The 18,369-nt window shown below is 66.5% G+C and carries 12 protein-coding genes and 1 pseudogene; 6 read left to right on the top strand and 7 right to left on the bottom strand.

The features are described 5' to 3' along the window. Window positions 1-12 precede the first annotated feature (12 nt). Window positions 13-3,192 (top strand): efflux RND transporter permease subunit, encoded by a 3,180-nt coding sequence (locus IEY36_RS16105; protein WP_188968438.1) that lies wholly within the window; start codon window positions 13-15, stop codon window positions 3,190-3,192. A gap of 431 nt (window positions 3,193-3,623) precedes the next feature. Here the strand turns inward: IEY36_RS16105 and IEY36_RS16100 are convergent, their stop codons facing one another. From IEY36_RS16100 to IEY36_RS16080, 5 genes are read right to left on the bottom strand one after another with little or no spacing between them, the layout of a single operon-like run. Continuing rightward, window positions 3,624-4,580 carry a branched-chain amino acid ABC transporter permease gene (locus tag IEY36_RS16100; protein WP_188968436.1) on the bottom strand — a complete coding sequence of 319 codons (957 nt, stop codon included), beginning with the start codon at window positions 4,578-4,580 and terminating at the stop codon, window positions 3,624-3,626. Further along, on the bottom strand, window positions 4,577-5,431 hold the full coding sequence (locus IEY36_RS16095) for a branched-chain amino acid ABC transporter permease (protein ID WP_188968434.1): 855 nt from the start codon (window positions 5,429-5,431) through the stop codon (window positions 4,577-4,579). The genes IEY36_RS16100 and IEY36_RS16095 overlap by 4 nt, the downstream gene beginning before the upstream one ends. Before the next feature lies 1 nt (window position 5,432). Further along, a complete protein-coding gene (locus IEY36_RS16090) occupies window positions 5,433-6,188 on the bottom strand; it encodes an ABC transporter ATP-binding protein (RefSeq protein ID WP_229681361.1) in 756 nt (251 codons plus the stop codon). Continuing rightward, window positions 6,185-6,919, bottom strand: a complete 735-nt coding sequence (locus IEY36_RS16085) for an ABC transporter ATP-binding protein (RefSeq protein ID WP_188969094.1) — start codon at window positions 6,917-6,919, stop codon at window positions 6,185-6,187. The genes IEY36_RS16090 and IEY36_RS16085 overlap by 4 nt, the downstream gene beginning before the upstream one ends. Before the next feature lie 58 nt (window positions 6,920-6,977). Continuing rightward, complete coding sequence (locus IEY36_RS16080) at window positions 6,978-8,273, bottom strand: ABC transporter substrate-binding protein (RefSeq protein WP_188969092.1); 1,296 nt, start codon at window positions 8,271-8,273, stop codon at window positions 6,978-6,980. Window positions 8,274-8,669: 396 nt separating this feature from the next. On the opposite strand from IEY36_RS16080, the gene IEY36_RS16075 reads away from it, so the two are divergent. Next, window positions 8,670-9,077 carry a carboxymuconolactone decarboxylase family protein gene (locus IEY36_RS16075; protein ID WP_188968432.1) on the top strand — a complete coding sequence of 136 codons (408 nt, stop codon included), beginning with the start codon at window positions 8,670-8,672 and terminating at the stop codon, window positions 9,075-9,077. Between the two features lie 175 nt (window positions 9,078-9,252). On the opposite strand, the pseudogene IEY36_RS30655 reads toward IEY36_RS16075, so the two are convergent. Both IEY36_RS30655 and IEY36_RS16070 read right to left on the bottom strand, forming a co-directional pair. After that, a pseudogene (locus tag IEY36_RS30655) lies at window positions 9,253-9,573 on the bottom strand (IS3-like element ISMxa1 family transposase); the annotation flags it as partial. A 4-nt stretch (window positions 9,574-9,577) separates the two neighbouring features. Continuing rightward, window positions 9,578-15,310 (bottom strand): FG-GAP-like repeat-containing protein, encoded by a 5,733-nt coding sequence (locus IEY36_RS16070; RefSeq protein WP_188968430.1) that lies wholly within the window; start codon window positions 15,308-15,310, stop codon window positions 9,578-9,580. Between the two features lie 120 nt (window positions 15,311-15,430). Here IEY36_RS16070 and IEY36_RS16065 point away from each other — a divergent pair, with 120 nt between their 5' ends. The 4 genes from IEY36_RS16065 (at window position 15,431) to IEY36_RS16050 (ending at window position 18,247) form a co-directional block, all read left to right on the top strand. Further along, window positions 15,431-16,087: a response regulator gene (locus IEY36_RS16065; protein WP_188968429.1), complete on the top strand. Its 657-nt coding sequence runs from the start codon at window positions 15,431-15,433 to the stop codon at window positions 16,085-16,087. A 155-nt stretch (window positions 16,088-16,242) separates the two neighbouring features. Further along, window positions 16,243-17,445 carry an ATP-binding protein gene (locus tag IEY36_RS16060; protein WP_188968427.1) on the top strand — a complete coding sequence of 401 codons (1,203 nt, stop codon included), beginning with the start codon at window positions 16,243-16,245 and terminating at the stop codon, window positions 17,443-17,445. A 120-nt stretch (window positions 17,446-17,565) separates the two neighbouring features. Continuing rightward, window positions 17,566-17,706, top strand: coding sequence for a hypothetical protein (locus IEY36_RS16055; RefSeq protein ID WP_188968425.1), 141 nt, complete (start codon window positions 17,566-17,568; stop codon window positions 17,704-17,706). Window positions 17,707-17,986: 280 nt separating this feature from the next. Continuing rightward, window positions 17,987-18,247: a hypothetical protein gene (locus IEY36_RS16050; RefSeq protein WP_188968423.1), complete on the top strand. Its 261-nt coding sequence runs from the start codon at window positions 17,987-17,989 to the stop codon at window positions 18,245-18,247. Window positions 18,248-18,369: the final 122 nt, after the last annotated feature.

Genomic DNA, 18,369 nt, shown 5'->3' with positions numbered 1-18,369 from the left:
GAACGAGCCGGTATGTCGAAATTCTTCATCGAGCGCCCGGTCCTCGCCAATGTGCTGGCGATCGTGCTGGTCGTCATCGGCGCGGTCTCGCTGTTTCGGCTGCCGGTTTCCGAATTCCCCAACATCGTGCCGCCGACCGTCATGGTCACGGCCAACTACCCCGGCGCCAGCGCGCAGACCGTCATCGACACCGTCGCCCTGCCGATCGAGAACCAGGTCAATGGCGTCGACGGCATGTTGTACATGTCCTCGACCAGCGCGCCGGACGGCACCTATCGCCTGACCGTTACCTTCCGCATCGGCACCAACCCCGATACGGCGCAGGTGCTGGTGCAGAACCGCGTCTCGCTGGCGCTCGCCTCCCTGCCCACGCCGGTGCAGGCGCAAGGCGTGAGCGTCCAGAAGAAGAACACCGCCATCCTGCAGATGGTGGCGCTGGATTCAGCCGATAATCGCTTCGACAGCGGCTTCCTCAGCAACTACGCGACCATCAACCTGGTCAATGTGCTGTCGCGCCTGCCGGGCGTCGGCTCCGTCACCGTCTTTGGCGCCGGCCTCTATGCCATGCGGGTCTGGATGGATCCGGAGAAGCTCTATTCCTTCGGCCTCGAGCCGGCGGACGTCATCAATGCCATCCAGCAGCAGAACCAGGTGATCGCCGCCGGACAGGTCGGCGCCCCGCCAGCCCCGCCGGAGCAGCAATTCCAGTACACCATCAACGTCCAGTCCCGGCTGAACGAGCCCGAGCAATTCGCCAGCATCGTTATTCGCGACCAGACCGCGCAGGGCGGCCGCCTGACCTATCTGCGCGACGTCGCGCGGGTCGAATTGGGCGCTCAGAACTACGCACAGGACTTCCATCTCGATGGCCGTCCGGCCGCCGGCATCGCCATCTACCAGACGCCGGAGGCGAATTCGCTCCAGGTCGGCCAGACCATCCGCCGCACCATGGAGGACCTGTCGCGCCGCTTCCCCGCGGGGCTGCGCTTCTCGATCCCCTACGACACCACCACCTTCGTCAACGACTCCATCAACGAAGTCTATTCCACGCTGTACCAGGCGGGCCTCCTGGTGCTGGTCGTCATCCTGCTGTTCCTGCAGAACTTCCGCGCCACGCTGGTGCCGGCGACCACCGTCCCGGTCACCATCATCGGCGCCTTCGCCGGCATGGCGGCCCTCGGCTTCACGGTGAACCTGACGACGCTCTTCGGCATCGTGCTCGCCATCGGCATCGTCGTCGACGACGCGATCGTGATCGTCGAGGGCGTCACCAAGCACATCGAGGAAGGCAAGAACGGCGTCGACGCCGCGATCGAAGCGATGCGGGAACTGTTCGGCCCGATCATCGGCATCACCCTGGTGCTGATGAGCGTCTTCCTGCCGGCCGCTTTCGTCCCCGGCTTGACCGGGCAGATGTTCGCGCAGTTCGCGTTGGTGATCGCCGCGACGGCGCTGATCAGCGCCGTGAATGCTGCGACGCTGAAGCCGACGCAGTGCGCCATGTGGCTACGCACGCCGGTGCCGCCGGAAAAGCGCAACTTCTTCTACCGCGGCTTCAACCGCGTCTATGACGCCTTCGAACGCTGGTACACCAGCATCATCGCCCGCATGGTCCACATCAGCGGCGTGATGGTGGTGATCGCGCTGCTGGTCTCGGGCGGCGCGTTGTATGGCCTATCCCGCATCCCGACGGGCTTCATTCCGATCGACGACCAGGGCTACCTGCTGCTGTCGATCGAGTTGCCGGAAGGGGCGGCCCTAGGCCGTACGACGGCGACTCTGGAGCAGGCCCGACAGATCGTCCAGCGTATCCCCGGCGTGCAACAGGTGATCGCACTTGCAGGCGTGTCACCGCTCGACAATTTCGCCGACCTGTCCAATGCCGGCGTGGCCTGGGTCATCCTGAAGCCCTTCTCCGAGCGGGATGCACACCCCGATCAGGGGTTGCTGCCGCTCTATGAAAGATTGTCGCGCGACCTGGCCGCGTTGCAGGACGGACGGGCCGTGGTACTGCCGCCACCGCCCGTGCAAGGCATCGGCAATGCCGGCGGCTTCCAGATGCAGCTCGAATTGCTCGGCGGCAGCTTCGATTATGCCAAGCTGGACGCGCTGACCGGCCAGATCCTCGAACGCGCATCACACGAACCGTCGCTACGCAATGTGCTGACCACCTTCCGCGCCAATGCGCCGCAGGTGTCGATCACGGTCGATCGGGAGCGTGCGCAACAGCTTCGCGTGCCGGTCGGCGATGTCTTCGCCATGCTGACGGACTATGTCGGGTCGTCCTACGTCAACCAGTTCAACAAGTTCGGGCAGTCGCTGCAGGTCTATGTCCAGGCGGATGCGCGCTTCCGCCTCAACCCTGACGATTTGCTGAACCTGCATGTGCGCAGCCAGGACAATCAGATGGTGCCGCTGGGCGCCGTCGCGACCATGGGTCAGGCGGCCGGGCCGCCGCTGGTCACGCTGTACAATCTGTACGCCTCCTCGACGATCGTCGGCAGCCCGGCCCAAGGCTTCAGCTCGGGCCAGGCGATGCAGACGATGGAACGCATCGCCCGCGAGGTATTGCCGCCGGACGTCGCCTTCGAATGGACGGCGATGTCGTATCAGGAGAATGTCACCGGCAACACGCTGATCTATGTCTTCGCGCTGTCGCTGCTGCTCGTCTATCTCTGCCTGGCCGGACAGTATGAGAGCTGGATCCTGCCATTCTCCGTACTCTCGGCCGTGCCGCTCGCGCTGGTCGGCCCGGTGCTCGCGCTGACGGCGGTCGGTGCGGCGAACAACCTCTATGTGCAGATCGGCCTGATGCTGCTGATCGCCCTGTCGGCGAAAAATGGCATCCTGATTGTCGAGGTGGCGCGCGAAGAGCGCCTCATCCACGGCAAGTCGATCCTCGAAGCCGCGGTCACGGCATCACGGATGCGGTTGCGGCCGATCCTGATGACCTCCTTCGCCTTCATCCTGGGCGTGCTGCCGCTGGTTCTGGCGACCGGCGCGGGAGCGAATGCGCGGCGCTCGCTTGGCATCAGCGTGTTCAGCGGCATGCTGGCCTCGACCTGCCTCGCCGTGCTGTTCGTGCCGTCCTTCTTCGTGCTGCTGCAGCGGCTCGATGAATGGAGGAAGCGGCCGAAGTCCGGAGGCAAGACGGCGGCGAGCGAAGATGCGGCAGGTGCGACCGGCGTGTGAGGACTGATAGCGGCCGGCTTCGGTCGCCCCGGCCGGGCCGTCGCAGGGGGCATCATCCCCCCACTGCCGCCCAGGGCCTTCAGGGCCACGAAGCAGGTCACGTCACGTACCTGACCAAGCTGATGGCTTTCCGAAGGTCTCGTGCCAGGCAGCGCAGATCGGCGTCGCACCTCGGCATGCTTGGGATCCGTGGTCGGGTAAGAGGCGATGATGCTCGCCGGCGCCTCGCCGCCTGCGGCTAGAGTAGTTGCATCGGCACCGGCCAGCACCTTCATCCGACCACCGATCCATTGAGTGGCCTTGTGGTGGTCAGGCCGTTTCCGTCGATCGGAACACGCATTTGAGCGGTTCCCCCGAGGGTGGAACCGCTCTCGCCTTGTTTGAGCGAGCATCTTCACCCGCCCGGGTGATTCCACCCGGACGGATCTGCTCTAACGCCCCACGCGCGGTGCCCAACGCTTTCGTTCGAACCACCCGACAATGCCGCGTGGCAGGAACAGGATGAACAGCACCAGCAGGACGCCGTAGACCAGTGGCGCGGCGCCGATGAAGGCCGTGCCGAAGGACACCCGCAGCGTCTCCTCCAGGGCGATGGTGAAGGCCGCGCCCACGGTCGGCCCCAGCATCGAATACATGCCGCCGGCCAGCGCGCCGAAGACGATCTGCAGCGAGATGCCAATGCCCGCCAGCGATTCAGGGTTGAGGTAGAGCCGGTATTGCGCCCCCAGCGCGCCACCCAACGCGGCGAGGCCGGCCGAGATCAGCGTGATCATCATTTTCTCACGCGTCACGCGGATGCCGATCGACGCCGCAGCGTCCTCATCTTCGCTGATGGCCGCGAGCGCCTTGGCCGACATGCTGCGGTCGATCCACCACCACACCAGTATCCCGAAGCCCCAGGCCGCAACGGCCAACCACCAGAAGCCGTGCTTGTCGAACTGCATCGCGGCGAAGGAATTGTCCGGGGCAAGTCGTGGCGTCATGCCGAGCGAGCCGCCGGTGTGGTCGCGCAGCGCAATGATCAGGATGCGCACGATCTCGCCGGCGGCGAGGGTGACCAGCGCGAAGTAATGCCCCACCACCCGCAGCCGGAAGCAGGGGTAGGCCAGCAGCGCCGCCGCCGCGACAGCGAGCGCCACCCCGGCTGGCACGCCGAGCCAGGGCGACAGCCCCACCTCGTTCCACAGCAGCGCCATCGTATAGGCGGCGATGCCGATGAAGGCGCCATGGCCGAAGGAGACCAGTCCGAAGCGCCCCATCAGTGCCCAACCCGTGAAGCTGAGCGCCGAGAGCATCGTCGCGATGCCGAGATGCAGGAAGTAATCGGGCAGCCCGAGCAGAGGCAACGCCGCGAGGGCGACGAACAGTGCAATCGCAATCCTGATCATCGGGCAAACAGCCCCCTCGGGCGCGCGAACATGACGACGATGAAGCAGGCGAAAGCGACGACGTAGCTCATCTCGGTATTCCACCAGAAGCCGCCGGTCGAGATGATGACGCCCATCAGGAAGGCGGCGAGGAAGCCGCCCAGCATATTCCCGAGCCCGCCCATGACGCAGATCATGAAGGTGATCGGCCCGAAGCTCAGCCCGATGAAGGGATGCACGTCGAGTTGCACGACCAGCAGGCACGCCGCGAGGCCCGCCAGCGTGCCGCCGATCGCCGAGGCCACCAGGTAGATGCGGCGCGGATCGACCCCCATCAGCGGCATCACCTCGCGGTCGCGGGCGATGGCGCGAATGGCGGTGCCAACATAGGTGAACTTCAGGAAGGTCCAGAGCAGACCCGCGCCGACCAATGCCGCCACGAAGGCGATGAGCTTGGTGCCCGAGACAAAGATCTCGCCAACCTCCATCGGCGGCATCTCGACGCCCAGCGAGCGGAAATCGGTGCCGAAGATCAGCATCGCCCCGCCCTGCAGAATGAAGAGGACACCGCCGGTCGCCAGCACCTGCGTGATGGGCGGACTGCTCAGCAATGGCCGCACCACGAGCTGGTGCAGCAGCAGCCCCAGCCCGGCGACCACGGGCAAGCATGCCGCGAAGGCAGCGATCAATGGCCAGCCCGCCTGCGTGTAGAGAAACCACACGCAGTACATGCCGACCATCACCAGTTCCGCGTAACAGAGCCAGACGACGTCTACGACACCGAAGACCAGGTTCAGGCCCAGCACCGGCAGGGCAAAGACGCCGCCGAGCAGGATGCCATTGACGATCGCTTCCAGCAGGAACGGATCCAACTCAGTGCCCTCCCAGGAAGGCACTGCGGATCATCGGATCCGAGGCCAGTTGTGCCGATGTCCCCTCGGCCACGACGCGCCCGGCTTCGAGAACGTAGGCGCGGTCCACCACGCGCAGGACCTGCGCCACATTCTGTTCGACGATGAGCACCGTCAGCCCTTCAGCGCGGATGCGTTGCACCAGCGCGAAGACCTGCGCAACGACGAGCGGCGCCAAGCCGGCCGAAGGCTCATCGAGCAACAGGATGCGCGGGCTACACATCAGCGCGCGGCCGATCGCGCACATCTGCTGCTCGCCGCCGCTCATGGTGCCGGCGAGCTGGCGCCGGCGTTCCTTCAGCCGGGGGAACATGCCGAACACATAATCCAGGCGTTCGGCGAAATGCTTTCGGGCGCTGGGGATATAGGCGCCGACCTTCAGGTTCTCCTCGACTGAGAGATGCGGGAAGAGGCGGCGATTCTCCGGTACGTGCGCGATCCCGATACCGGGCAGCGCATGGGCTGGAAGGGCCGCGAGGTCGGCAGCACCGAAGCGTGCCGTGCCGGCCTTCGGTTTCAACATGCCGGAGATCACGCGCAGCAGCGTCGTCTTGCCCGCGCCATTGGGGCCGACGACACCCACGGCCTCCCCGGGCGCGACTTTCAACCCCACATCGAACAGAGCCTGGAAATCGCCGTAGCCGGCACGGATTCCCTCGAGGCTGAGCGTTTGCCCCTCCATCAAGCCGGATCCCCCTCCCCCATGGGTCGTCGTCATGCGGCGCGTGTCTCGGGAGGTCCGAGATACACCTCGGCCACCTTCTCATCCTGCTGCGCCTCACGCGGCGTGCCTTCGAAAATCACCGCGCCATGGTCGAGCACCAGGACGCGATCCACCACCGACAGCAATACGCCCATGATGTGCTCGACCCAGACGATGGTGATGCCGCGCTCGTCGCGGATGCGCTTCAGCATGTCCGCGGCCTGGCGCATCTCGCCACCGTCGAGGCCACCGAGCGACTCATCGGCCAGCAGCAACTTCGGCCGCGTCGCGATGGCGCGGGCGAGTTCAAGCTTCTTGAGCCCCGCCGCACCGAGCCCGCCGACGACGGCATTGGCATCGGTCGGCAACTGCGCCAGCGTCAGGGCGTCGCGCGCGATTGCTTCCGCCTCATCATGCGAGAGATGACCGTCGCTGCCGAAATGGGCGGCAAGCATGGCGTTCTCGAGCAAGGTCAACTCGCGGAATGGCCGCGGGATCTGGAAAGTGCGCCCAATCCCCTTGCGGCATGTTGCATCCGCGCTCAGGCCGCCGATTTCCTCGCCGGCCAGTTTCACACTGCCCGCAGTCGGCTTCAGCATGCCGGCGATGCAGTTGAAGGTCGTGCTCTTGCCCGAGCCGTTGGGGCCGAGGAGGCCCAGGATCTGGCCCTCCTCGACGCTGAAGCTGACATTGTCGACGGCGGTGAAGCCGCCGAACGACTTTGTCAGCCCCGAGACCTGAAGCATGCTCACGCAGTCGCACCCCCATTGGGGGTGCGTGATGGGCGCCGCATCGGATGCACCTTCAACGCAGGGCGAAGGGGCTGCCGGCGGGCAGTGGCATTACCGGCGGTCCGCCGGCGATCGGGGTCGGCCAAACCACTTTGGACCGTGCGTTCTCGAACTGCATCACGACGGCAACGGAGCGGCCATTCTGCCCCGCCATCTCGTGCTCGGGCGGATTGAACTTCACGCCATAGCCCTGGATGGTGCCGCCGACGGGGATGTCGACACCAAGGGCGGCGCGACGCATGGCGTCGATCGACCCGCCGCCTTCGCGCACCGCCGGCTTCAGAACATGTTCAAGGAAGACCCAGGTGTTGTTGAAGCCCATCGAGGCATGGGTCGGCGGGTCATTGGACTGCGTGCGGGCGTGATAGCGCGTCAGCAGGGTCTGCTGCAGTTCGCGTGCCGGCGGCGTCAGGCGCGACGGGTCGAGCATCTGGGTCGCGGCCGGGTCGACGTTGCAGAAATGGTCGATCTCCGCACCGAAGGTCTCGGTCAGACGATCGATCTGCGAATAGCCAGCACCGTGGCCGATGAGCATGCGGGTACGAAGCCCGCCCGCCTTGGCCTGGCGTAGAAACAGCGTAATGTCGGGGTTGTAGCCGACCTGCAGGACGGCATCCGGCCGGGCACGACGGAGCTTGGTCACCAGCGTGGAGAGGTCGGGCGCGGTTGCGGAATACCCTTCCTTCAGCGCCACCGGCATGCCGACCCGGCGCGCGTTTTCCTCAAGCGCCGTCGCGACACCGACGCCATAAGGGCCATCCTCATAGATGATCCCAAGCTTGAACTGGGTAGGCGCGATACGCGTCGCCCGCTCGCAATGCTCGGCCAGGAACTCGATGCTGCCTTCGCCGTACTGGTCGGAATGCACGGTCGGGCGGAACACGTGGGTGAAGTGCTTGCCCTTCAGCACCGCTGAAGCGATAGCGCTGTTGATCCACAGGATCTTTCCCTGGGCCTGCATGCGCTGCGCCAGCGGGACCGCGTGAGCGGAGCTGTACACACCGACGATGACATCGACGCGCTCCTGGCTGACCAGGCGCTCAGCCTCGTTGATCGCCACCTCGGCACGGCTCTGGCTGTCGGCGGCGACAGCCTGAACCATCCGCCCATCCACCCCGCCGCGCTCATTGAACAGTTCAATCGCAATTTCGGCGCCAACGGATAGCGGCACCGACCCAGCACCGGCGAAGGGGCCTGACAGGTCGTGCAAGAGACCGATGCGAATGGGGGCTCCAGTGCCTTGTGCGAAGGCACGACCCGCAGCGAGCGCACCGGCTCCGGCCAGAAGCGTGCGACGATTAGTGAGCATGGCGTTCTCCCTTGGTGTCCGACCCTTGTGCGGATCAGCCACAAGAGAAAGACAGGCCCTGCTTATCCAGGACAAACCTCTCCCCATGGCTCTTCTCAACGGAGTCCCGCAGCCAGCAAATCTGATTGCGATACCCGCCCTATGATCCGGCGTTGAATGCAGCCTCAGAGGGTCGGCACCCTGTCGTCAAGTGCTAGTTCAGGCAGAGGCGCGCCGATCACGAAAGTCGGAACGACGATCCTATGGTGCGGGGTCGCTGGATCCGAGGCTCAAAGTCCCCCCAAACGGCGCGGGTCCCATTCTGCGGGAATTCTTGCACCCTGGCTGCGCCGTCGAGTTTGCTGAACCATCGAGACCGCCTAGGCTGCGGCAACAACGGCAAGGGAGAACGTGGCGATGGCCAAGAGCGAACTCTGGCACAGGGGCGACGCTGTCCGTCGAGAGCTTATTGGCCAGGCTGGACTGGCAAGCATGCAGGGCGTCTATGACGACCCGATGATGGAGAAGTTTGGCGACTACGCTCGCGAGGCGGTCTTCGCACAACTCTGGTCAAGACCCGGCCTCGATACGAAGACACGCACCCTGATCTGCTTGATCTCCGACACCGCCACGCATGCTTGGCCTGAATTGGCTATTCATTTGCGCATGGCTCGGCGAGCGGGCTGGACTGAAGACGAATTGTCCGAAGCCCTTCTGCACCTTTGCGGCTATATTGGCCTGCCTGCCGTGAGAGAAGCGATGATTGTCGCAAAGACTCTATTTGCGGATATGCGGGCCGAATCTGGCGGTGGTGCTGGTGAATAAGTGAAGGCCTATTGAACGTGGGCTGAACCGCCCCGGGTCTGCCGGGGGCTGTCTGGTTTCAGCCATGCCGCCGGGAGCAGGGTCTCCTGTGCGACATGGTGGAGTGCTTCAGCCTCGGTGTGGAGTTGAAGTTGCCCCGTTTCCGTGGGCGATTTGCGGGTAGCGCTCTGTCTTTCGCGGTCATGGTCCTCGCTTCGCATTCGATGGGCGAGAGGTAGCCCAGGGCGGAGTGTCGTCTCGTCGGATTGTAGAAGCCCTCGATGAAGTGGAGCGCGTCCATGCGGGCCTCGGCCATGGCGCTATCACCGGCGTCGCCGACCGAACCGGTGGACGGGCGGACGCCTGCCCTCCGGCACCGTATCCCGAACGTCAGCGACGTGTATTGGCTGTCCTGGTCGCTATGGTGCACGACATCAGCCGGCTTCCGAGTAGTCACCGCCATATCGAGCGCGTCGAGGACCGGGCGTGTTCGCAGGTCCGTTGCCATGTTGCCGCCTGCTCTATGCGATCACCCCAATTTCGGTCGCGGTCAGACTGGCCGCGCCTGACAATGTCGCGAGAACGATTCCCGCGGCCCCGCCTACGCCATCAGCATCCCACCAGAGCCGTGCGGTATCCGTCTCGAAGACGAACTGCCCGATCCCGACCGCCGATTCCGCAAGCCCGGTCAGGTTTTCGGTGAAATGTCCGGTCGCCAGGAGGTCGATGCCGGCAACGAGATCACTGCCGAAGCCCGCAGCCGAGACCTCGATCACATCAACCCCCGCCACATAGTCGCTGATCCGATCGCCGCCATCCGCGCTGCTGTCGAAGCGAAAGATGTCCGCGCCTAGGCCCCCGGTCATGGTGTCGGCACCCCGGCTGCCGGACAGGACGTCATTGCCGGCGCCGCCCGTGATGATGTTGGCCGCTGCATTGCCGATGCCCGTGAAGGAACCCGTACCGATGAAGCTGAGCTTCTCCACGTTGGCATCCAGCACGTAGCTCGCGAGTGTCGTGCGAACGGTGTCGGTGCCTCCGCCGGCAACTTCCACGACCAGGTCGAGCAGGTTGTCCACCGTGTAGGTATCGTTGCCGCTGCCGCCGACCATGCTGTCGGCGCCAAGCCCGCCGTTCAGCGCGTCATTGCCGCCCTGGCCGAGCAACGTGTCGTCACCGGCGCCACCGGTGATGGCGTTGGCCGCCGCATTACCGTTGCCGGCGAAGGGGCTGGTGCCGAGGAAGGTGAGGTTCTCGAAATTGACGTCGAGCGTGTAACTCACGAGCGTCGTGCGTACGGTGTCGGTGCCGTCGCCGGCAACTTCCACAACCACGTCAAGCAGGTTGTCCACCGTATAGGTATCGTTGCCGCTGCCGCCGACCATACTGTCGGCGCCAAGCCCGCCGTTCAGCGCGTCATTGCCGCCCTGGCCGAGCAACGTGTCGTCACCGGCGCCACCGGTGATGGCGTTGGCCGCCGCATTACCGTTGCCGGCGAAGGGGCTGGTGCCGAGGAAGGTGAGGTTCTCGACATTGACGTCGAGCGTGTAGCTCACGAGCGTCGTACGTACGGTGTCGGTGCCGTTGCCGTTGCCGGCAACTTCCACGACCACGTCAAGCAGGTTGTCCACCGTATAGGTATCGTTGCCGCTGCCGCCGACCATACTGTCGGCGCCAAGCCCGCCGTTCAGCGCGTCATTGCCGCCCTGGCCGAGCAGCGTGTCATTGCCCGAACCACCGCCAAGGGCGTTGTACAACTCGGTGCCCAGGATGACGTTCGCCAGTGAATTGCCGGTTCCGCGGGTCGCCGCACCGCTCAGCACCAGGTCCTCGATATTTGCGCCGAGCGCCCAGTCGCGCATCGCAGTGACGGTGTCATGGCCCTGGCCCGATGCTTCGGTCAGGACATCCGCCACATCGTCGACGACATAGGCATCGTCCCCCGCACCGCCTGCCAGGCTGTCGCCGCCGGCACCGCCATTGAGGCTGTCGTTGCCGAGGTCGCCCACGAGCGTGTCGCGCCCTTCCGCACCGAACAGCATGTCCCGGCCATCACCGCCATCCAGGCGGTTGTCGGCGAGGTTGCCACGGATGGTGTCGTTGCCGATGCCGCCGGTTGCATCCTCGATGAGGGTGCGCGTGGCCTCGGTCAGGCCGGCGCTGATCGCCGCAACGACATTCGAGCTGTTCGACGTCAAGGTTACCTCGGTGCCGCGACCGAGTTGCGTCACCAGCGCCTGGTAGGCGGCATCATTGCCGCCGGCGACGGCGAAGACCGGGATGATGTTCGCCAGTTCCAGCGCGGCCCGTAGCTGCGCGATGGCGGGATAATCCTCCCCGGTGCCTGCCGGCGTCCCGTCCATAACCGCATCGCCATTGTTGGCCAGCGGCATACCCGCTGCGATGCCATCACCGGCGACGTGGAACGGTGCATCGGTGAACAGCACCACAAAGCGCGCGGAGTTCGTGCGGAAGCCGACATCCGTCGTGTGCAGTGCGAGTTGCATCAGCGCCTCGATCTGTGCCTCCGGCCCGTCGGCACCGTTGCTGGCGACCATGGCCGTGTAGGCGCTGGTCAGCGCGGCGGTATTGGACGACAGCACCGTCTCCTGGCGGTAGACCCAGTCGCCGAACCCGCCGAAGCTGCCATATGGCTTGTCGCGGAAGCTGGAGACGCCAAAGGTGCTGTTGGGCTGGACACCCTGCAGCGCGGCAACGATCTGCGGCACCAGGCTCCGCACCATGGTGATGTCATCGGCGAAGGAGCCCGTCACATCCTGCAGGAACTGCAGATCGAGCGGTCCCGCCGCCGTTCCACCCTGGCCGAGGTCACAGTACTGACCGTCGATGCTACAGCTGTCCGTGCCGGACAAATCGATCAGGGAATCGTCTGTCGCGCCACTGGCGTCGATGATGTCGTGGCCGAGGAAATCCTCGATGCGGGCGCTGCCGCCATGGATCTCGAAGCGGTCGTCGCCGGACCCGCCCGACAGCGTGTCGTGGCCCGCATGGCTGACTAGGACGTCGTTGCCGTCCCCGCCCAGTTCGAGGTCGTCGCCCAGGTCGCCATCCAGCGTATCGTCGCCGGCATTGCCACTGATGGTATTGGCCTCTGCATTGCCGGTAAGACTATGTCCAGTACCGAGAAGCTGCACGCCCTCAATGCCCGTCGCCAGTGTCCAGTTGGTTGAAACGATGACCGTGTCAAGCCCTTCGCCACCCAGCTCGATCACGACATCGCCCGGGTCGGTGATCAGGTAGACGTCGTCGCCGCCACCGCCCACCATGGTGTCGCCGCCGCCGCCACCCTCAAACGTATCGGCGCCGAGGCGACCTTCGAGCAGGTCGTCGCCAGCACCGCCGCGCAGCAGGTTGGCAAGGGCATTGCCCGTGCCGTGATGCGCCGTACCCTCTAACAGCAACGTCTCGACGCTATCGCCCAACACGTGGTCCACGGTCGCGACGACGGTGTCGGCGCCCGCACTGTCCACCACCACGTCGCTCGCATCATCGACGCGGTAGAGGTCGTCCCCAGCGCCGCCCGTCAGCGTGTCGGCACCACCCGCGCCGTCCAGCGTGTCAGCGCCGGTACTGCCGGTGATCGCGTTGCCGAGGGCATTGCCGGTGCCGGTCAGCCCAGCCGTGGTGAGGACAAGGTCCTCGACCTCCGCCGCCAGCGTCCAACTGACCGAGGCACGCACCTCGTCATGACCGCCGCCGGCTGCTTCCATGACAACATCGCCGGCCTGCCCGACCAGGTAGACATCGTCGCCGGCGCGGCCTTCGAGCGTATCGGCGCCGAGCCCGCCATCGAGCGTGTCGCCGCCCGTGCTGCCGAGCAGCAGGTTCGCCGCCGCATTGCCGGTACCGCGATGTCCGGATGCGGTCAGGACTAGGACCTCGACCTCGCTTGCCAGCGTATAGTCAACCGAGGCCGCAACCGTGTCGGTCCCACCAGACGAGACCTCGACCACGCGGTCCGTCGGGGCATCGACCATATACAGGTCGTTGCCGGCGCCACCGGCCATGGTGTCGATGCCCAGACCGCCATCGAGCGTGTCGACGCCCGCGCCACCCACAAGGGAATCGGCGCCCCCCATACCGACCAGGCTGTCATCGCCGGCACCGCCGAACAGCGTATTCGCCGCCGCATTGCCGGTGCCGACATGCGCCGAACCGGCCAGCACCAGTACCTCGATCTCCGCGCCGAGCACGTAGTCGATGCCGGCGGTGACCGTGTCGGTGCCACCCAGCGCATCCTCCCCAACCGCATCACCAGCGTCGTCGACGACGTAGCGGTCATTGCCGGCGCCACCGACAAGGCTGTCGGCCCCCGTGCCGCCATCGAGGGAATCCGCCCCGCCATCACCCAGCAGCGTATCGGCACCGGCGAGGCCAAGCAGGGTGTCCACCCCGATGGTCCCGGCGATCAGATTGCCCAGCGCGTTGCCGGTCCCGGTGCGTCCGGCCGCCGTCAGCAGCAGCGCCTCGACATTCGCCGCCAGCGTGGCGCTCACCGAGGACATGACGGTGTCGCTGCCTTCGCCCGCGACTTCCACGATCACATCCGCCGCGCCATCGACAACATAGGAATCGTCGCCGGTGCCGCCCGCCAGTGTGTCGGCACCGGTGCCGCCATCGAGGTAGTCGGCCCCGCCGCCGGCGGCGATGCTGTCGTCGCCGGCGAAGCCGTAGATGATGTCGGCCCCCTCGCCGACCAGGTGGCGGCCGCCATCGCCCGCGCCGAGCACGTCGGCCGCATTGCTGCCGTAGACATTGTCATCCGGCTGCCACGACGTCGGGGCGTAGAGGATGCTAACAGCCGGGTTCGTGCCCCCCGGGGAGCCGATGACGAGATCGGCAGCCCCGTCGCCGTTCATGTCTGGCGCGATGGCGACGCTGCTTCCGCTGAAGCTCCCGGCGGCGCCGACCACTTTCGCGCCCCCGGCGCCGAGCGCGACCAGTCCCAGGTCGATCGCCCCCCGGGATCCGCCCCAGACCACATAGGTGGCGCCCGCTTGGAACCCGCCCTCGGCGTCTTGCGGCGTGCCGATCACGATGTCGGCGATGCCGTCGCGGTTGAGGTCGCCGCCGCCGGTGACCGTCAGGCCGGTCAGGTCCGTCCCGCCTTCCGGCACGATCATGAAACCACCGATACCGGCGGCGACGTCGGCGAGGCTCATCTCCGCCGTGTCGGCCTTGCCGTAGAGGACGTAGACGCCATCCGCTGCGCCGACGAGCATATCTCCCAGCCCATCCGCGTTGACGTCGCCAAGCGCGGCGAGCGTCGCGCCGGCCTGCTCGCCGTCGAAGGCGCCGGTGATGCGGTAGCCCCCGCTGCCGAGCGCCACATTGACGAGGCTCACCGCCGTGCCGGTCCCCTTGCCGAAGACAACATAGGCGGCACCGGCATCAACGCCGCCGGCATCGCTACCCGGCGCGCCGACCAGCATGTCCGCCTTGCCATCGCCATTCAGGTCGCCGACCGCGACGATGGCGCTGCCCGCGCCATCGCCTGCCGCTTCGCCGGTAATGCGGAAGCCGCGGGTTCCGGTGGCCACGGATGCCAGGGTGACCGGCGAATCCGCCGAACGACCCCAGACGATATAGGCGGCGCCGGAATCGAGCCCGCCCGCATCACTGCCGGGTGCACCAACCAGGATCTCGGCCTTGCCGTCCCCATTCAGATCGGCGATCGCGCCGAGTGCCGCGCCGGCATGGTCCCCCGCTGCCTGCCCGGAGATGGTGAAGCCCTGGCCGGATCCGGAACTGTTGAGGTCGTTCAGGTCGATGCTGGCCGCCGCCACCCCAGTCCAGACGACATAGACCCTGCCGGCGGCATCGGCGCCGGCGGGGTCCGCCAGCGGGGCACCGACCAGGATGTCGGACAGCCCGTCGCCGTTCAGGTCCGAAATGGCGGCGACCGCGACACCGGCGTGGTCGTCCACCAGGGCGCCGTCGATCCGGATGGAACTCGTCGCGTCGCCGAGCGCGGCGGCCGTGCCGCCCGTGGCGCTGCCGAAATTGATGTAGATCCGACCGCCGCCGACCGACTTGTCGCTGCTGCCGGGCACGCCGGTGACGATCTCCGCGACCCCGTCCCCGTTCAGGTCGCCAATCGTGGTTACCCAGGATCCGCTGGGATAGCCCAGGATACTGAAGTCGAAATCCCCGACCTCCTGTGGGGTCAGGGTATAACCCCCACTGCCCATGGCGGCGCCTGCGAGGAACACCTTGGTCGACGGGAGCGGCATGGAACGGTACCTCCGGGCGGACAGATTCACCTCGCGCGTCGAGGCCTGCCGCAGACTCAAGTGGCTTGCTACGTCACCAAGCTGACGGCACGCTGAACGCCGATGACGGGCGTGTGAGACATGCGAATTCTGCTGGTTGAGGACGATGCGGCGCTGGGCGGGGCCGTCAGCGCGCACCTCGCCCTGGCGGGGCATGCCGTGGACCGCGTCAGCAGTCGGGCGGAGGCCGCCACGGCGCTCGAAGGTCACGAGCACGGCATGGTATTGCTCGATATCGGACTGCCGGACGGCAGCGGTCTCCATGTCCTGCGAGGGCTTCGCGGCCGGGGCGACTGGCGCCCCGTCATCATCCTCACCGCGCGCGACCAGATCAGCGATCGGATTGAAGGATTGAAGGCCGGCGCCGACGACTATCTGGTCAAACCCTTCGATATCGGCGAGTTGCAGGCGCGCATCGCGGCGGTGGTGCGGCGGTCGGCGACGCGCCCGGATGCTGAAATCCGGCGCGGCCCGGTGCGGCTGAACCGGGAGGAGCGCCGCGCCCATGTGGATGACCGCGAAGTCATCCTGACCGCCCGCGAATGGGCAATTCTCGACCGGCTGCTGCAGCGGCGTGGAGCCGTGGTGTCGCGCGAGCAGATCGAGGAAGCGATCTATGCCTTCGGCAAGGAGGTGGAGAGCAATGCGGTCGAAGTCTATGTCAGCCGCATCCGCAAGAAGCTTGGCGCTGCCTTGATCGAAACGCTGCGTGGTGTCGGGTACCGGGTGCCGGCGTGATGCGGCCCGCCCCGTCGAGCCTGGCCGGCCGGCTCGGCTGGATGGTCGGCGGCCTTCTGCTGGCGCTATGGACGGCCTCGGCCGGCACCGCGGCCTTCGTCGTGGTGCGTGAGATCAACGAAGTATTCGACAGTATCCTGCAGGAGGAAGCGCAGATGCTGCTCGGCGGCATCATTTCCCGACATGCCGAGCGCCTCGCGGCGCCGGTGCAGCCGCCCCTGGTGGTCAGCGAAGCGACACCGCACGACGAATACACCACCTGGCGCCTGTTCACCGGCGACGGTCGCCTGGTGATGAACTCCCATGGCGCATCCGAGGCGTCCATGCTGCCGCCTGGCTTCGCGACCATCGGCGGCGCGCGGGTCTATACGGAAGCCACGCCAGACCGCCGCTATGTGATTTCGGTAGCGGAACCGGCAGGGCATCGGGGGCATACTGTCCTGCCGACGCTGGTGCGGCTTCTGGGGCCGCTGTTCGGCCTTGTTGTCCTTGCCCTGGTGCTGATCCCCATCCTCCTCCGCAAGGGCTTCGCGCCACTGAGCAAGCTGCGGGCAGAGATAGCGCGCCGCGGTGGCGGAAACCTCGCCCCCCTGGCGCTGGGGCCCCTGCCAGACGAGCTCGCCGCGATTCGTGATGTGGTGGACCAGTTGCTCGGCCGTGTGCGCCGCGCACTCGAGGCGGAGCGTAACTTCAGCGCCAATGCGGCGCATGAGATGCGCACGCCCGTCGCGGTGGCGATGGCGCAGGCGCAGTTGCTCGCCGCGCAGGCCGCGCCCGGCAGTCCGATGCAGCGGGACGCTGCGCAAATGGCGGCGGGGCTAGCGCGCCTCGCCGCGCGCCTCGAGAAGTTGCTGCAGCTTGCCCGGGCCGAGAGCGTCGCGACCTTGCGGCGGGATCCCGTCGACCTCCTCGTGCCGTTGCAGCTGCTGGTCGAGGAATTCGCGGCGCAGCCAGGCGTGGGCACACGGCTGCACTTTGACGATGGTGGACTGCCGGACCTGATCGTCGCCGCTGATCTGGACGCCGTCGCGATCGCCCTGCGCAACCTGATCGAGAACGCGCTGCGTCACGGCCCAGCCGATGGGATCGTCGACATCAGCGTGCTTCCCGACGGTGCGGTGCGCGTCGTTAATGGAGGGCCCGTGACCTCACGGGAGCGGCTCGAGGCCCTGCCGGCGCGCTTTGCGTCACGGCCGGAGCAAGGATCCGGCCTCGGGCTCTCCATTGTGCGGATGATAGCGGAGCAACTTGGCGGCGACCTGAACCTCCGCTCGCCGGCCGACGGCAGGGAGGATGGGTTCGAGGCCATCCTGCGCTTCGCATCAGGCGCCGGTCCAAGGGCAATTGCCGGTCATTGATCTTGCACGTGGTTGATCCCGCCTGGGTCGGCTGGCGTGATGCGGACAATGCGCTCAAGAACCCTGCCCGTGTGGCGAAGCCCCGCCGGCATGCATCGTGGGTGTCGCGCGCAATGCGGCTTGGCGATCCGCCTCGGCGCGGCGGTCGAGGTTGGCGGCGCGCCACGGATTGAGTTGATCGGTGAGCTGACAGCGATGCTTAGCGCGGCCGACGTGGTGGTGCCTGGTCTGGCTGGTGGCATGGGTATGCTGGGCGCATGATGGGAGAAGAGGCCCGAGGGAGGGTGCCGTCGGGCCTAATGCGTTCTTGGGTTCGGCCAAAATGGATGCGGGGGCACGCAACCGACGATCCCAATACGTGACAATCTCTATCCAACTGCTGGCTAGAGCGGCATCCGACCTGACTGAATCGCGAAATCCCTTCCCCGACGCGGAGCGTATCTGATTCAAGCCTCNGGCGGCGATCGAGGCTGGATCCTCGTGCCGGGCAGCCGCCTCACGCTTCGACGTCGGCATTTCGAGCGCGATCCGCTGGGCGTCCTTGAAGCGCTCGGTGGGCTCGGTGGCGCCGGGGCCACTGGGTGGGGATCGCCGCTCGGGTCGGATCGAGGCCCATGCGCCGCTGATCCTTGGACTGCTGGAGCGGATGCCGGACATCACGCTGAGCGAGCTACGCGTGGAACTGGCCGAGGCCGGCGTGCCGGTCGGCGTCGCCACCTCGTGGCGGTTCTTCGCGCGGCGGCGGATCACGCTGAAAAAGGGTCGGCGCACGCAGCGGAGCAGCAGCGCCCCGACATCCTGACGCGGCGCTGGGAGTGGTTCGAGGGCTAGATCGATCTCAATCCCGACCGCCTGGTGTTCATCGACGAGACCTGGGCCTCGACCAACATGGCCCGCACCCGTGGGCGGGCACCGCGCGGCGAG

The organism is Neoroseomonas lacus (assembly GCF_014644535.1).
Lineage (GTDB): Bacteria > Pseudomonadota > Alphaproteobacteria > Acetobacterales > Acetobacteraceae > Neoroseomonas > Neoroseomonas lacus.
This window is presented reverse-complemented; position numbering and strand designations above follow the sequence as displayed.